A 14,491-nucleotide genomic window follows, 5' to 3' on the forward strand; every position below is an offset into this window, starting at 1 on the left:
CTCGGGGCATTGCACCTTTGATCTACTGTTTTCCTTTTTTGTCTGATTCGCGTATAATCGTAGTCGTACATATTTCGAGACTGAAAGGGGTCCTTACATATGAGCAAGTATGCAACAATCGAATTGGAAAACGGCGGAACCGTAAAGCTGGAGCTGTTTGAAAAGGAAGCGCCCGGCACGGTAGCCAACTTTGAAAAATTGTCCAAAGAGGGTTTCTATAACGGCCTGACGTTCCACCGCGTAATCCCTGGCTTCGTTGCCCAAGGCGGCTGCCCGCATGGCACTGGTACTGGCGGCCCTGGCTACACCATCAAATGCGAAACCAAAGGAAACCCGCACAAACACGTTCGCGGCGCTCTGTCCATGGCTCACGCAGGCAAGGACACAGGCGGCAGCCAGTTCTTCATCTGCTACGATGCTTTCCCGCATCTGGACGGCGTTCACACCGTTTTCGGACAAGTGGTGGAAGGCATGGAGCACGTAGACAAAATCAAGCAGGGCGACAAAATGAAGGAAGTAACGATTTCTGAATAAAAAACGCCGAATGTGGCACAAAACCCGCGAATCGATGTCGCGGGTTTTTTTATGAAGACCGGCCAGCAGAATATACCGAGGCTGCAATCAACCAAGAAGACCGAATCAAGGATTGACATATATTGGCGGTTTGTGATAAATAGTAGTTATAAGTCAAACTACTAACGGAGCAATCATGGAAGAAATCTACAGAGAACTGCAAAAACTGAACTTTTCCTTGTACGAGTGCAAAGCTTATGTCGGCTTGCTGCAAGGGTCGCCGGTTACCGGATACGAGCTTAGCAAGCGCACCGGAGTGCCCCGTTCGATGATTTATGAGGTGCTCGGCAAGCTGCTGGACAGAGAGGCCGTTCACACCGTTCCTTCCGATCCGGTCAAATACGCTCCAGTCCCTGCCAAGGAGTTGATTGGCCGTCTGCGAAAAGGCATGGAAGAGACGCTCGATTACCTGGAGCAGGCCTTGGATTCTGTAGGAAATACGACGGAAATGGACGTGATCTGGCATATTCGAGGCAAGCAGGCAGTGTTAAACGAGATGCTGGCCGTTATGGAGCGAAGCAAGCAGGAATGCTGGCTGTCGGTCTGGGAGCAGCAGTACGAGGCTTTGCTTCCTTGCGTGCAGACACTGCTGAAGCGGGGCGTTTCGGTTTACTCGATCCTGTTCGGCAGCGAGGATAAACGCTTGGGGAGTACCTTCCACCACAATTATATGCCGCCAGAAGTGGTTGAGGAGCGGATGGGCGGAAGACTGACGATCGCGGCTCGGGACGGAGAAGAAGTGGTCATTGCCCACTTTTCGGAAAAGGGCGTGGCATGGGCTGTCAAAACGACCGATCCTGCACTCGTTCAGGTTGCAGTCGAGTACATCAGGCATGACATCATGATCGAAGAGCTGACGAGAGAATTTGGCTCTGAAAAACTGGAAAAGCTTTGGCGCAGCAATCGGATTTTGTCCGAGGTAGTGACCGGCAAGCGGTTCATGGAAGAGTGAACCGTTTTTTACCGGCACTATATTAGTCGTTAGTATACTAACTTCATAAACAGGAGGAAACAGAAATGACCCAGACATTGTTTTTGGAGGACAGCTACAATCAGGAATGCACCGTTTTGATAAAACGGGTAGACGGCGAAAAAGTCATTTTGGATCAGACCATCTTTTATCCGACTGGCGGGGGCCAGGAATGCGATACAGGTGTATTGATGCAAAATGGGCACGCATATGAAGTCTATCAGGTCAAAAAGGAAGCTGGCCAAATCGTTCATTACGTAAAGGGTGCCGAGACGCTGAACGAAGGAGAGGCAGTAGTAAAGATCGACTGGCAGCGCCGGTACGGGTTGATGCGGCATCACAGTCTGCTGCATGTGCTCGGAGCGGTCGTTTATGAAAAATACGGCGCTCTTTGCACCGGAAACCAAATATATCCCGAGCGTGCGCGCATTGATTTCAACCAATTGCAGGACTTGTCCTCAGAAGAGGTGGAGGAGATTGTCAGAGAAGCGAACCGCATCATTGCCGAAGATCATCTGATCACGTACCGGACTGTCAGCAGGGAGGAGGCCGAGGCGACTTCCGGCATGATCAAAACGATGATCAGCCTGCTGCCTCCAGCCGTCCGTGAGGTGCGGCTTGTGGCGATCGGCTCAATCGATGAGCAGGCTTGCGGGGGCACGCATGTAAAGCGAACGAGTGAAATCGGGTCATTGGTGATCACCGATATAAAAAGCAAAGGGAAAAACAACAAGCGGATGGAAGTAAGGGCCGTGCTGCCGGCCGCGGTGGAAAGCTGATGAACGAGCAACAACAGATGGCCTCGTGGAAGCAAGGAATCCGGGATTCCGTCCCCGTCGGCATGAGCTTTCTGGTCTTTGGCGGGATATTCGGCATGCTGGCTCTGCAGACTGGCATGAGCACAGCAGAAAGCGTATGGATGTCCTTTTTTGTACATGCGGGCTCGTCGCAATTTGCGGTTCTGCCCATGCTGGTGGAAGGGGCTGGCTTTTGGACGATGGTCATGGTCACCTTTTTCATGAATTCGAGGCATTTTCTTATGGCGATGTCTCTGGCTCCCTACTATTCCAGGCAAAACAAAAGATTTGCCGATCTCATCGCGTTTTTCCTGTCAGACGAACAGTATGCGATCACCTACAACCGGATTCAGCAGTACGGCTTCGACAAGTCCTACATTTTATCCGTAAGCCTTTTTCTGCATTTGTTCTGGGCGCTGGGTACATGGCTGGGCAGCTTGTTCGGGTACTTGCTGCCGGACCCGCAAAGGTTTGGGCTTGAGTACAGCTTCACCGCCATGTTTCTTGCGCTGTCAGTCGGCATGCTGTCTTCGCCAATCCGCGTAGCGATTTTCCTCGGCTGCGGTGCTGTGGCCTGTCTTTTGAGCATGGCCTCAACCAGCGGCCTGCATGTCCTGGGAGCCGGACTGCTCGCATTTGCAGTCGGATTTATCCGAAAGCCCGCAGACGGAGGCAAGGGAGCGCAAGGAGAGGAGCGAAAAGCGGGATGAACGGCGATTTGCGTATGTTTTTGCTAATCCTGGCGATGGGCATCGTGACTTATTTTACGCGCAGGGCGTTTCTTACCTTGCCGGAGTCTTTTTTCACTGCGCGGCTTAAAAACGGCCTGGACATGATTCCGCTGGGCATATTCGCTGCTTTGATTTTTCCCTCCCTGTTTGTCAAGGGAGGGGAGTGGACCTTTAATCCGTTGTATGCGGGAGCAAGCGTCATTTGTGTACTTGTCATGATCCGCTGGAAAAATGTGTTCCTCGGCTTCGGGATCAGTCTTTTTCTCGTGCTTCTCGTCAAATTCCTGGCGCCAGTCTCGGCTTGATTCCTTCTCCTCCGCGAACAGACAGGCTTGTAAGCCCGGCGCTCTGCTGGTATGCTAGAAGATAGCCTTTTTACGGAGGAGAACGGAATGGACTTTGGGAATTTGTTTCACTTTGATTGGGAGACGGTGCCCTTTCGCCTGATTGCATTTGTCATCGCCTTTACGTTGCATGAATGGGCACACGCCTTTGTCGCCTGGAAACTGGGAGACGACACCGCGAAACAAATGGGGCGTCTTACGCTAAACCCTGTTCCGCACATCGATCCCTTCGGATTGATTTTGATCTTGTTCGGTCCTTTTGGCTGGGCCAAGCCCGTACCGTTCAATCCGATTAACTTTCGCGGCAACAAACGGCTGGGGATCGTCTATGTTGCAGCGGCGGGACCGCTCGTGAACTTTATTTTGGCCGTCTTTTTCATGGTCATTTTCGTCGTGGTGATGCAATCCGGCGTACTGCTGGACATGAGCGACAAAATGAGCCTCGCCATCAGATTGACGCTCGTCAACTGTGTGGTCATCAACTGCGCGCTGTTTGTATTTAACCTGCTGCCGATCCACCCGCTGGACGGGTCGAAGATCGTCCGGTTTTTATCGCCGCGCCGGTGGGACAGCTTCTTTTACAAATGGGAGATTTACGGCCCGTGGCTGTTGCTGTTGTTAATTTTCTTGCCTGCGATCAGGGGGCTGATCCTGGGAGTGCCGCTGGAATTAGCCCTGAAGAGCGTGGAAGAAATTGCTTTTTCAATTTTAGCGCTGTTCTAGTCAAGAAACGAGGGAGAAGTCGTGTCTTACAGCATCAAACTTGATTCCTTTGAAGGGCCGCTTGACCTCCTCTTGCATCTGATCGACAAGGCGGAAGTGGATATTTACGACATTCCCATCGCGGAGATCACCGAGCAGTACTTGGCGACGATCGACACGATGCAAGAGCTTCAGCTGGACGTGGCCAGCGAGTTCGTGGTAATGGCAGCGACGCTGTTGTCGATCAAGAGCAAGATGCTATTGCCGCGCAAGGAAGAGCATGTCTTCCAGCCTCATCTGGATATGGAAATGGAAGAGATCGATCCCCGCGAAGAGCTCGTTCAGCGACTGCTTGAGTACAAGCGATATAAAATGCTGGCGGAGAATTTGCGTGAGATGGAAGTAGGCCGCAACCAGGTGTTCACCCGTCCGGCGGAAAATTTGGCCCCCTATGTGCGCGAAGAGGAAAATACGGTGAAGGACGTAACGCTGTACGATCTGCTTCACGCCTTGGAGAAGCTGGTAAAAAGGGTAACCCAGACAGACCCGGTGGCCAAAGTATCCCGTGATGAAATTTCGATCAAGGACAGGATGCAGGAAATCCGCCAATTGTTGAAGGTTGGCGGAGGGATGGTTCGTTTCTTTCAGTTGTTTTCAGCGAATGCCACGCGCACGGAAATCGTCACGACATTTCTCGCCTTGCTGGAGCTGATGAAGTCCAAGCACATTACATGCGTACAAACCAAGCTGTTTCATGACATCATGATCTGTGAACAATCGAAAGAAGGGGGCCTTTAGCTGATGGATTACGACAAGCTGAAAGGCGTCATTGAGGGGCTGCTGTTCATTTCGGGCGATGAGGGAATCGACGCCAAGCAAATTAGCGAAATCGTCGAAGTGCCCGAAGAGACGATTGTCGATCTGATCGAGGATATGAAGGCGGATTTTCGCCGAGCCGGGCGAGGGATCCAAATTGTCGAGGTAGCCAGAGCGTATCAATTGACGACACTGCCTGAGCATGTTCCCTACTTTGAACGACTCGCTACTTCCCCCAGTCAGTCGACCCTTTCCCAGGCAGCCTTGGAGACGCTGGCAATCGTGGCCTACAGACAGCCGATTACGCGTTCGGAAATCGAGGAAATTCGCGGGGTAAAATGCGAAAAGGCGCTGAATACGCTGCTCTCCAAGCAGTTGATCCGGGAGGCTGGCAGAGCCGAAGGCGTAGGTCGTCCCATCTTGTATGCCACGACGAAAGAATTTCTCGAGCATTTCGGGCTGCGCGAACTGAGCGATTTGCCGGAACCGCCGGTCAGTTTAAATATTGAAGAAGCGAGAATGGAGGCTGCAGCACTCTTTGGCAGCCCGGAAGAACCCGTAAACGACTAGCTTCGTCCAGGACAGATTCGGTACTATTGAATAACTCGTCCCCATATACTGGTACAAACACTGGTATCGCAAAATGGGGAGGACGTTATGAACGTACGGAAATATCTGTCCGGCGCGCTCGTCGTTTTTCTTTTTTTCCTGCTAGGGACACCGAATATCGCAAGTGTGAAAGCCGCATCCAAAGCACCCGGAATCTCAGCGGAAGCGGCAGCCCTGATCGATGTAGCCAGCGGTCGGATTCTGTATTCCAAAAACGGTTCGAAAAAAATGAGGATTGCCAGCTTGACGAAGACGATGACAGCCATTGTTGCGATTGAAAACGGCCGGTTGGAGGATATCGTGAGCGTGCCGAAGGAAGCTGTCGGCGTGGAGGGCTCCTCGATTTATTTGAAAAATGGCGAGAAGCTGACGCTGGAGGAACTGCTGTACGGACTGATGCTTCGCTCCGGAAATGACGCAGCGGTTACTGTAGCGCATCACATTGGCGGTTCGGTGCCCGGTTTTGTCTACCTGATGAACGAGAAAGCGGCCATGATCGGGATGAGTCACACCAATTTCACCAATCCGCATGGACTTGATGACAGCAACATGCACTACTCTACAGCGGAAGACATGGCAAAGCTGTCCGCCTATGCGCTGAAAAATCCCGTCTTTCGGCAGATCGTTTCCACGAAAGTAAAAAACATCTCCTGGGAAGGCGAGGAGTACGACCGCCGGCTGCAAAACAAGAACAAATTGCTCCATCTGTACCAGGGCGCAGACGGCGTGAAGACAGGCTATACCAAGCTGGCGAAAAGATGTCTCGCATCCTCGGCGACCAGAGACGGAAGGCAGTTGGCAACGATTACGCTCAATGCACCGGATGACTGGAATGATTCAATGGCGTTGATGGATTGGGGCTTTCAGCAGTTTTCCAATGTCACCGTGGTAGAAAAAGGGGAAATCGTGGAGACAGCGTTGTCCGACAGGGGCCAGGGGATCAGGCTGTCGGCGCTCAACGAATGGATTTATCCGCTGCGAAAAGAGGAAACCGCACAGATCAAGAAAAAGGTTGTCTTGACCGAGAAGCAGGTCAGCCAAGCGCTCGCGGGGAGTCATGCCGGCTTTTTGCAAATATTTATCGGCGACCGGCAGATCGGGCAGGTTCCGCTCGCGGTTCTGGGCGACTCGCCGACCATGGCGAAAAGCGGCCATCATCCAACCTTCTGGGAGAGGGTATGGAAGATCATCGCAGGGGGAATGTGGAGTGCTTAACTACATCTGGCTTGCCTTGATCGTGATCAGTATCGTCGTTGGTGCGCTCAACGGCCGGATCGAAGCGGTGAACCAGGCGGCTTTCGAGGGTGCCAAGACGGGGGTGACCGTCTGCTTTGGCCTGTTGAGTGTCCTGGCGTTCTGGATGGGGATGATGCGGATAGCGGAGAAGAGCGGCCTTTTGGAAGGGCTGGCCAGGCTGCTTTCGCCCATTATCAGCCGCCTGTTTCCCGACGTGCCGAAAGGCCATCCGGCGATGGGATACATTCTGTCCAATATGAGCGCAAACCTGCTCGGGCTGGGAAATGCCGCTACTCCCATGGGACTGAAGGCGATGGAAGAGCTTCAGAAGCTGAACCCTGACAAGCAGAAGGCCACTCCCGCCATGTGTACGCTGCTTGCGATCAATACCGCCAGTATTACGCTGATACCGACGACGATGATTGCCATTCGCATGCAATACGGCTCAGCCAATCCTGTAGAAATTGTCGGCACGACCTTGCTTGCATCCTTTGGCGCTACTGTTGTCGCGCTCACACTCGACCGCCTGTACCGCTACCGTCACGAACGCAAAACAAGATAAGGGGGCGCAGCCATGTACCAATGGATTTCCATGATCTCTCTTTGGGCTATCCCGGTCATGATCGCCTTTATTTTGGTTTATGGCTGGAGCAGGAGCGTTCCTGTATATGAGACGTTTGTAGACGGGGCAAAGGGAGGCCTGACCACCACAGTCCGGATATTGCCCCACTTGGTTGCGATGATGGTAGCTGTCACGATGTTTCGCGAGTCGGGTGCGCTGGAATGTCTGCTCTCCCTGATGTCGCCGCTGCTGGAGCTGCTGCATGTCCCGGAGGAAATCGTCCCGCTCGCCTTGCTTCGTCCGATTACCGGGACAGGATCGCTTGCCGTAGCGACGGATATGATTGCACAGTACGGCCCGGACTCATTTTTGGGAAGATTGGCAGCGACTATGCAAGGAAGTACAGATACGACCCTGTATGTGCTGACTGTCTATTTCGGAGCGGTGGGCATTCGCAATTCCGCTTATGCTCTGCGCGTGGGTCTATGGTCCGACCTGGCCGGGGTCATTTTTTCTTTGGTGATCGTATCCTACGTGTTTGGATAAAATGCTTCGCTGCACGCTGATGTATCCGTGTTTTGTCTGATTAAAAGAAAAGCCAAACACTCTGAAGGCTGCAGAGCGTTTGGCTTTTTTCGTCCTGGATGATCAAGCGAGGTGACATGCGGTTAACTGCGCTGATTGACCGTTTTTGCTATATCGACAAGCTTCTTCATCGTCCGTACGACCTGCTGAAGCTCGTCGAGATCGACCTTTGAATAGTAGCTATTGATGAGTCGCATATCGATCGACTCAAGTACCTTTTTATACTGCTCACCCTCTGCGGTCAGCTTGAGAAAAAACTCGCGCTTGTTCGCGGGATTGGGCTGGCGGTATATCAGCTGGCGGCTTTCCAGCTTCGAGATGACCTGGCTGACTGCGCTTTTGGAGATGTTGAAGCTGTTGGCCAGCTCATTGGAGGTGATCTCGTCCCTTTGAATGATTTGCAGCATGATAATCTCCTGCTGCGCAGTCAGCTTATACTGATCCAGCTCTTTGGTATCGTTTAAAATCAAGGCGTTAAACTCGTCAATCGCCTTGTGCAATTCGGTTGTTACCTGCTGATATTGCTCGAACATCCGCAACACTCCTGAGAAAAGTAGAATGAACGGCATAAGTGAAGAACATAACCATCCTTATTATTGTAACGATAAGGTCATGGTTCGTACAGGCTTTCCATTGAAACATCATCAGCAACGAAGACAATGCGACGTGGCGGTCATTGCTTGCTGCCCCAGCCTGCAGCGACAGTAGGACTGGTCGGCACCGGCTGTTGCAATCGGTTTATGAAAACAACTGCGAGAGCGGTAACTGCCTGAACGGCAGGGTAGACAAACCAGATCCCGTCTACTCCAAACCATTTCGGGAACAGCCATAGAAACGGAGGGACGAGAAGCAATCCCTGGCTGGCAATGATCACTAGCGATTTTTTTATTTGTCCAATAGACTGGAAATATTCGGCGTAAACCAGGTTGTATCCGAGAAACAGGTACGCCAGAAAGAACATGCCTATCCCTTTTACCGTAAGAGTAAAGAGCTCTTCAGACTGGACGTCGAACAAATTGACGAGCGGGCCGGCAAATACAAATCCGCAGCAGACGGCGACAACTCCGGCAACCAAGGCGGTCTGCACACCGAGCCTCAGGCTTTTTTTCAGCCTTCCGAAAAGACCTGCTCCAAAATGGAAGCTGGCGATCGGCTGCAGCGCTGCGCCAATGCCCAGGAACAACAGAACCATGACGGCGTGGATGTAGTTCACGATCGCGTAGGAAGCGACACCAGTTTCACCCATCGCTTTCATGAAAGCGATGTTGAACCCGATGGTCACGATTGCTGTCGACGCTTCAGCGACAAAGCTGGGAAATCCGATGCTCAGGATGTCTTTGAAGATTTTCGGCTGCAAGCGGAAGGCAACGACGCGCAGAGTGCTGCTCCTTCTGAGAAAATGGGTCAGCAAGACGAGAAAGCCGACTGCCGCAGACAGGACCGTAGCAGCCGCCGCCCCTTTCACACCCATGCCCCAAATGAAAATGAACACATAGTTGAACAAAATGTTCAGGATCGCTGTGACGATCAATGAAGCCATCGAAAGAGTCGGGTTTCCGTCATTGCGGACAAAGACACTCAAGATATTTTCCAGTACGTAGACAAAGCCAAAGGCCAGGAGCACAGTCAAATAATCCCGAACGTAGGGAAGGATGACTTCGTTTGCTCCGAACAGATAGGCAATCTCATCGAGCTTCCATAGACAAAGGGCGGTAATGGAAGCTACGAGGAAAACAGCAAGTGCTATGGCGTGAGAAAAGATCGTTCTCGCTTGCTTGATTTCATTTTGTCCCAGAGCGATCGAGTACATGGTAGCCCCGCCCATCCCGATCCAGAGTGAGATGGAGAGAAAGATAGAGAAAGCGGGGACCGCGATATTGACCCCGGCCAAACCGTTAGGTCCCACACCGTGCCCGACAAAGATGCCATCGACGACGATATTGATCGACATCAGCAGCATGCCGAGGACAGAGGGAATCAAATACGAAATGAAAAGCTTTCTGATAGGTGTTTCTCGCAATTTTACGCTAGTATCTGTCATGATAAACAAGCTCCTGTTTCTAAATGGTTAAGTTAACTTAACTAAACTCTAATATATTTATGTCTCGTTGTCAACCCACTTGAAGAAACTTGCAAACCAGCAGGGAGATTTTCCGTTGTTCTTGTCCACACTGGTAAGAATGGGTATGATGTTGTAGAGGTGATTCGACATGGAACGTTTACAGAAGGTGCTGGCAAATGCAGGAGTTGCCTCTCGTCGACATTGCGAGGAGCTGATCGTCCAAGGCAGGGTTCAAGTCAACGGTCAGATCGTGAAGGAACTGGGGACACGGGTTGATCCGGATAACGACAAGATCAAGGTCGATGGAAAGCTGGTGCATCTCGAAAGGAAGATATACGTCTTGCTGTACAAGCCCACCGGCTACATCACCAGCGTCTCGGATCCGCAGGGAAGACGGGTCGTGGTCGATTTGCTAAAAGGAATCAAAGAGCGCGTCTATCCAGTCGGGCGTCTCGATTACGATACGTCAGGTCTGCTGCTCTTGACGAACGACGGAGAAATGGCTCATATGCTCACCCATCCCTCCTACGAGATGGACAAAGTGTACAGGGCATGGGTCAAAGGGGTTCCTGCCAGAGAGAAAGTGAGCCAGCTCGAGAGCGGGATCAGGCTGGAGGACGGAATGACCGCGCCGGCACAGGCCAAGCTGCTGAAAACAACTTCGGCTCGTGACCGTTCACTGCTGGAGCTCACCATCCACGAAGGACGAAATCGGCAGGTGCGCCGGATGTGCGAAGCGATAGGCCATCCGGTATTGAGTCTGGAGCGCATCCAGTTGGGTTTTTTGACATTGGAGGGCTTGCAGCCGGGGCAGTATCGCCCGCTTACTTCTGCTGAGGTAGAGAAAATAAAGAGCGGACTTTCGGCGGGTCCAAAAAGAAGGAAACGGCATCGTTAAGCCGTTTTTTGCGACGTTCAAAATCTGTTCATATGTTGTAGGCTGTCAGAAAAAAAAGCAAGGCTATAATAGAAGGGAAATATGGGTAACAAACGAGAGCTGCATACCGCCGAACCGTTTATCTGGTTACCCAAAAGATGCAGGATGGGAGCTAGGGCAGAATGGACAAAAAGAATCGTACATACATCAGGGTGGCGATCCTGGGTGTTTTGCTGGCGGCGCTCGTCTTCGCCGTTTATACCAGTTTCGTCAAGGACCCCAATGCAGTCAAAGTAGGGAAGGAAGCCCCCAACTTCAGCCTGGAGCAGTTGAACGGCCCGGCTGTCACGTTGTCGGATTTCAGAGGAAAAGGCGTCATCCTCAACTTCTGGGGTACCTGGTGCGAACCATGCAAAAAAGAGATGCCAGACCTTCAGAAGCAGTATGAGGCTTACAAGGACAAAGGCTTGGTCGTCCTCGGGGTGAATATCGGAGAATCTCCTGTTACTGTTGAGCCGTTTACGAAGCAATTCGGGATTACGTTCCCGATCCTGATGGATAAGCAATCGGAGATTACCAAGCTCTATCGAATCGTTCCAATTCCCAGCACATTTTTCATCGACCCGGATGGAAAGGTGCAGGAAATCTTTTTGGGACCGCTCAACGAGGACATGATTACACAAAAAGTGGCAAAAATCTTGCCTAAGTGAGGAGCAATATGGATCAGATAAAATGCGAATGCGGTCATGCCAATCCGGTCGGAACCATGCTCTGCGAGTCGTGCGGCAGGCCGCTGGAATTGGAGATCAAAGGAGAAGCATCGTTCCCGGACATGCGCTATGAAGGGATGGCTCGCCGTTCACAGACGTACTCCCGGACCATCATCGACCGTATCTGGAACTACTTCTCCTCGGTAAAGGTTGCTATCGGCATTATCGTTATTATTTTAGTCGCTTCGGCAATTGGAACCGTTTTCCCCCAACAGCAATATATTCCTGTTCCGGTTCCGACAGAGCCGGACGTCGCGAGGTTTTACACCGAAACATACGGAAAGCTGGGAACGATCTACTATACCCTGGGCTTCCACAATATGTACTCATCCTGGTGGTACGTCACGCTCTTGGTAGCGCTGGGTACGTCGCTTGTGATCTGCAGTCTGGACCGGGTTATCCCTTTGTACAAGGCGCTGAGCAAACCGCGCGTCAATCAGCACAAGTCCTTTTTGAAAGGACAGAAATTTTACGGCGAAGCCGAATTGCCTGCAGAAACAGACTCCGCCGCATTGGTGGAAGCCGCTTCGGCAGCATTGCGGAAAAAGGGATACCGGATATTCCAAAACGATCAAGCGATGATGGCGGAAAAAGGCCGTTTCAGCCGATGGGGCCCGTACATCAACCACATCGGTCTGATCATCTTCTTGCTTGGTGTGCTGCTTCGGAATGTCCCGGGCTTCTATCTGGACGAATTCGTCTGGGTACGCGAAGGGCAGACCATAGCGATCCCGGACACGCCGTACTACGTCAAAAATGTTCAGTATCACACAGAGTACTGGAAAGAGGAGGAAATGGCTCAGAAGCTGGATCTCAAAGGCGGAGCCGTCGTAAAGAGTTACCAGACAGACGCCATCCTCTACCTCAACAAAAATGCTGATCTGCCAGGGGCCAACCCGGATCTGGTCGAGATCAAAAGCGGTCCGATCATCGTCAACCACCCGATGGAACACGAAGGACTGGCCCTTTATCAAACTGGCGTTCAGGAAATGCAGCTGGGAGCCTTGAATTTTGTTCTGGTCGACAAAAAGGCCGGCAACAAGGAGATCGGACCGATCAAGCTGGATCTCTACAATGTCCCGGCTGAGCAACAGGTCGCAGATGGTGTCAAGGTTCGCGTCCTGGATTACTTCCCTGACTTTGTGATGGGAAAAGACGGGAAGCCGGCGACCCAGACGAATTTGCCGAAAAACCCGATGTTTGCGCTCGAAGTTGTCTCGGAGGCGGACAACGCTTCAGAAAAGCTGGTCTATCTGAGCGGATCGATTATTACGGAAAAAGACGACTCCCGCTATACACTTGAAATAAAAATGCCGGATCTGATCGACATCAGCGGTTTGATGGTTCGCAAGGACAAGGCTGTTCCGCTCATCTATTTCGGCTCCTTTATCTTCATGATCGGCGTGGCGATGGGATTCTTTTGGCAGCACCGACGCATCTGGCTCCAGTTCCATGGCACCAGAGTCATGTTGGCCGGACATACCAACAAGAACTGGTACGGTTTGAAACAGGAGGCGGGGGCGATGATCGAGCAAGCCAAACTGCCGATTGCGATCGAAGATAAATCAAAAGCGTAAACAGCTTTGAGGAGGTTTTTAGACGTGCAGCTTGTACAATTAAGTGATTGGTTGCTGGATATTGCTTTCGTGCTGTACGTGTTGGCGTCCATCGTTTTTGTCGTAGCCATGACGGGGAAAAATTGGGCGGGACGCGATCCCAAGCAGCATGAATTAAAATACGGCCGGATCGCCTATTGGCTGGCGCTCATCGGCTTTATCGCCCAGACCGGGTACGTCATTTTCCGTTGGATCGCAGGGGGCCACAGCCCGACGAGCAACATGTTTGAATTTATGGCCTTCCTGGATTACTGTATTATCCTTGCGTATCTGATTATTTATCGTATTTACAAGCTTACCGTGATCGGCGCGTTCGTTCTGCCGCTCGGTGTTATCATGCTTGCTTATTCCTACGTTTTTCCAAAGGAAATCACGCCTTTGATTCCTGCTCTGCAAAGCTACTGGCTGCATATTCACGTGACGACGGCAGCTTTGGGAGAAGGGATTCTCGCTGTCGGCTTTGCCGCAGGCTTGATGTATCTGGTGCGTACGGTACCGCAAGAAGCGGCTACCAAAAGCACGCGCTGGCTTGAAATTGTTCTGGCAGTCGTCATGATGCTGGTGGGCTTTATCGGTATGGAATCTACTTTTTCGCGCCTGGATCACAAAACAGTATTCGAATTGCCAAAAGAACAATTGAACTTTCAGGGTGAAATGGAGAAAATGAAGGTAGAGTATACGCTGCCTGCAATCGTCGCTCCGGAAGGATCGAAGATTATCCAGGCAGGTCCCATGACACCGCTGTTTACAGCTCCGAGCTGGATGGAAGGAAAAGACGCGGCTCGAAAGCTCAACACGATGATCTGGTCCGTGATTTCCGGTTTGGTTTTGTACGGGGGATTGCGCTTGATCCTGCGCAAACGGTTGGGGGCGGCTATGCAGCCAGCCGTCAAAGACATTGACCCCGAGTTGATCGATGAGATCAGCTACCGGGCGATCAGTATCGGATACCCCGTATTTACGCTGGGCGCCTTGATCTTCGCGATGATCTGGGCAGAAGAAGCCTGGGGACGCTTCTGGGGCTGGGACCCTAAAGAGGTATGGGCGCTGATCGTATGGCTGTTCTACAGCGCATACCTGCATTTGCGCTTGTCGCGGGGATGGATCGGGGCGAAATCCGCCTGGATGTCTGTCATCGGATTTGTCATCATTTTAATAACGCTTGTCGTCGTCAATCTGGTGATTGCCGGATTGCATTCTTACGCAGGCGTGTAAGGGAAAACTGGATGTCTAAAAAGCTG

The 14,491-nt window shown here is 51.8% G+C and carries 17 protein-coding genes; 15 read left to right on the forward strand and 2 right to left on the reverse strand.

The window, feature by feature from the left end; genetic code table 11:
- Positions 1–99: 99 nt before the first annotated feature.
- The 11 genes from NST37_RS11115 to NST37_RS11165 all read left to right on the forward strand — a co-directional run bounded on the left by NST37_RS11115 (position 100) and on the right by NST37_RS11165 (position 7,886).
- Complete coding sequence (locus NST37_RS11115) at positions 100–534, forward strand: peptidylprolyl isomerase (protein WP_003387173.1); 435 nt, start codon at positions 100–102, stop codon at positions 532–534.
- A 175-nt stretch (positions 535–709) separates the two neighbouring features.
- Positions 710–1,525 carry a helix-turn-helix domain-containing protein gene (locus NST37_RS11120; RefSeq protein ID WP_122958411.1) on the forward strand — a complete coding sequence of 272 codons (816 nt, stop codon included), beginning with the start codon at positions 710–712 and terminating at the stop codon, positions 1,523–1,525.
- A 65-nt stretch (positions 1,526–1,590) separates the two neighbouring features.
- Positions 1,591–2,322 (forward strand): alanyl-tRNA editing protein, encoded by a 732-nt coding sequence (locus tag NST37_RS11125; protein ID WP_003387171.1) that lies wholly within the window; start codon positions 1,591–1,593, stop codon positions 2,320–2,322.
- A complete protein-coding gene (locus tag NST37_RS11130; RefSeq protein ID WP_003387170.1) occupies positions 2,322–3,050 on the forward strand; it encodes an AzlC family ABC transporter permease in 729 nt (242 codons plus the stop codon). The genes NST37_RS11125 and NST37_RS11130 overlap by 1 nt, the downstream gene beginning before the upstream one ends.
- Positions 3,047–3,376, forward strand: coding sequence for an AzlD domain-containing protein (locus NST37_RS11135; protein ID WP_003387169.1), 330 nt, complete (start codon positions 3,047–3,049; stop codon positions 3,374–3,376). The genes NST37_RS11130 and NST37_RS11135 overlap by 4 nt, the downstream gene beginning before the upstream one ends.
- Before the next feature lie 87 nt (positions 3,377–3,463).
- Positions 3,464–4,138, forward strand: coding sequence for a site-2 protease family protein (locus NST37_RS11140; RefSeq protein WP_003387168.1), 675 nt, complete (start codon positions 3,464–3,466; stop codon positions 4,136–4,138).
- Positions 4,139–4,159: 21 nt separating this feature from the next.
- Positions 4,160–4,915: a segregation/condensation protein A gene (locus tag NST37_RS11145; protein ID WP_003387167.1), complete on the forward strand. Its 756-nt coding sequence runs from the start codon at positions 4,160–4,162 to the stop codon at positions 4,913–4,915.
- A 3-nt stretch (positions 4,916–4,918) separates the two neighbouring features.
- Complete coding sequence (gene scpB / locus NST37_RS11150; RefSeq protein ID WP_003387165.1) at positions 4,919–5,503, forward strand: SMC-Scp complex subunit ScpB; 585 nt, start codon at positions 4,919–4,921, stop codon at positions 5,501–5,503.
- Positions 5,504–5,590: 87 nt separating this feature from the next.
- On the forward strand, positions 5,591–6,757 hold the full coding sequence (locus NST37_RS11155; protein ID WP_339186667.1) for a D-alanyl-D-alanine carboxypeptidase family protein: 1,167 nt from the start codon (positions 5,591–5,593) through the stop codon (positions 6,755–6,757).
- The gene (locus NST37_RS11160) at positions 6,750–7,340 is read left to right on the forward strand and encodes a nucleoside recognition domain-containing protein (RefSeq protein ID WP_003387162.1); all 591 of its coding nucleotides are present in this window, start codon (positions 6,750–6,752) and stop codon (positions 7,338–7,340) included. The genes NST37_RS11155 and NST37_RS11160 overlap by 8 nt, the downstream gene beginning before the upstream one ends.
- Positions 7,341–7,352: 12 nt before the next feature.
- Positions 7,353–7,886 (forward strand): spore maturation protein, encoded by a 534-nt coding sequence (locus tag NST37_RS11165; RefSeq protein WP_031931831.1) that lies wholly within the window; start codon positions 7,353–7,355, stop codon positions 7,884–7,886.
- A 122-nt stretch (positions 7,887–8,008) separates the two neighbouring features.
- On the opposite strand, the gene NST37_RS11170 is transcribed toward NST37_RS11165, so the two are convergent.
- Together NST37_RS11170 and NST37_RS11175 are read right to left on the reverse strand one after the other, a co-directional pair.
- Entirely contained in the window at positions 8,009–8,458 is a 450-nt protein-coding gene (locus NST37_RS11170) for a MarR family transcriptional regulator (RefSeq protein ID WP_003387160.1), read from the reverse strand.
- Between the two features lie 140 nt (positions 8,459–8,598).
- On the reverse strand, positions 8,599–9,966 hold the full coding sequence (locus NST37_RS11175; protein WP_031931833.1) for an MATE family efflux transporter: 1,368 nt from the start codon (positions 9,964–9,966) through the stop codon (positions 8,599–8,601).
- 169 nt (positions 9,967–10,135) lie between these two features.
- On the opposite strand from NST37_RS11175, the gene NST37_RS11180 reads away from it, so the two are divergent.
- From NST37_RS11180 to ccsB, 4 genes are all read left to right on the forward strand, one after another.
- Positions 10,136–10,885: a pseudouridine synthase gene (locus NST37_RS11180; protein ID WP_003387157.1), complete on the forward strand. Its 750-nt coding sequence runs from the start codon at positions 10,136–10,138 to the stop codon at positions 10,883–10,885.
- Between the two features lie 161 nt (positions 10,886–11,046).
- Positions 11,047–11,574 (forward strand): thiol-disulfide oxidoreductase ResA, encoded by a 528-nt coding sequence (gene resA, locus NST37_RS11185; RefSeq protein WP_003387156.1) that lies wholly within the window; start codon positions 11,047–11,049, stop codon positions 11,572–11,574.
- An 8-nt stretch (positions 11,575–11,582) separates the two neighbouring features.
- Positions 11,583–13,211: a cytochrome c biogenesis protein ResB gene (locus tag NST37_RS11190; RefSeq protein ID WP_339186668.1), complete on the forward strand. Its 1,629-nt coding sequence runs from the start codon at positions 11,583–11,585 to the stop codon at positions 13,209–13,211.
- 24 nt (positions 13,212–13,235) lie between these two features.
- Entirely contained in the window at positions 13,236–14,465 is a 1,230-nt protein-coding gene (gene ccsB / locus NST37_RS11195) for a c-type cytochrome biogenesis protein CcsB (protein WP_003387154.1), read from the forward strand.
- The last annotated feature ends 26 nt before the right edge of the window (positions 14,466–14,491 follow it).

Origin of the sequence: Brevibacillus sp. FSL K6-6036, from assembly GCF_037964015.1 — a bacterium.
GTDB lineage: Bacteria > Bacillota > Bacilli > Brevibacillales > Brevibacillaceae > Brevibacillus > Brevibacillus borstelensis.

Coding starts and splice junctions, on each gene's coding strand:
- NST37_RS11180 (WP_003387157.1), top strand. CDS start 10,136: ATGGAACGTTTACAGAAGGTGCTGGCAAATGCAGGAGTTGCCTCTCGT.
- NST37_RS11125 (WP_003387171.1), top strand. CDS start 1,591: ATGACCCAGACATTGTTTTTGGAGGACAGCTACAATCAGGAATGCACC.
- scpB (WP_003387165.1), top strand. CDS start 4,919: ATGGATTACGACAAGCTGAAAGGCGTCATTGAGGGGCTGCTGTTCATT.
- NST37_RS11165 (WP_031931831.1), top strand. CDS start 7,353: ATGTACCAATGGATTTCCATGATCTCTCTTTGGGCTATCCCGGTCATG.
- NST37_RS11120 (WP_122958411.1), top strand. CDS start 710: ATGGAAGAAATCTACAGAGAACTGCAAAAACTGAACTTTTCCTTGTAC.
- NST37_RS11190 (WP_339186668.1), top strand. CDS start 11,583: ATGGATCAGATAAAATGCGAATGCGGTCATGCCAATCCGGTCGGAACC.
- NST37_RS11175 (WP_031931833.1), bottom strand. CDS start 9,966: ATGACAGATACTAGCGTAAAATTGCGAGAAACACCTATCAGAAAGCTT.
- NST37_RS11135 (WP_003387169.1), top strand. CDS start 3,047: ATGAACGGCGATTTGCGTATGTTTTTGCTAATCCTGGCGATGGGCATC.
- resA (WP_003387156.1), top strand. CDS start 11,047: ATGGACAAAAAGAATCGTACATACATCAGGGTGGCGATCCTGGGTGTT.
- NST37_RS11170 (WP_003387160.1), bottom strand. CDS start 8,458: ATGTTCGAGCAATATCAGCAGGTAACAACCGAATTGCACAAGGCGATT.
- NST37_RS11130 (WP_003387170.1), top strand. CDS start 2,322: ATGAACGAGCAACAACAGATGGCCTCGTGGAAGCAAGGAATCCGGGAT.
- NST37_RS11115 (WP_003387173.1), top strand. CDS start 100: ATGAGCAAGTATGCAACAATCGAATTGGAAAACGGCGGAACCGTAAAG.
- NST37_RS11140 (WP_003387168.1), top strand. CDS start 3,464: ATGGACTTTGGGAATTTGTTTCACTTTGATTGGGAGACGGTGCCCTTT.
- NST37_RS11155 (WP_339186667.1), top strand. CDS start 5,591: ATGAACGTACGGAAATATCTGTCCGGCGCGCTCGTCGTTTTTCTTTTT.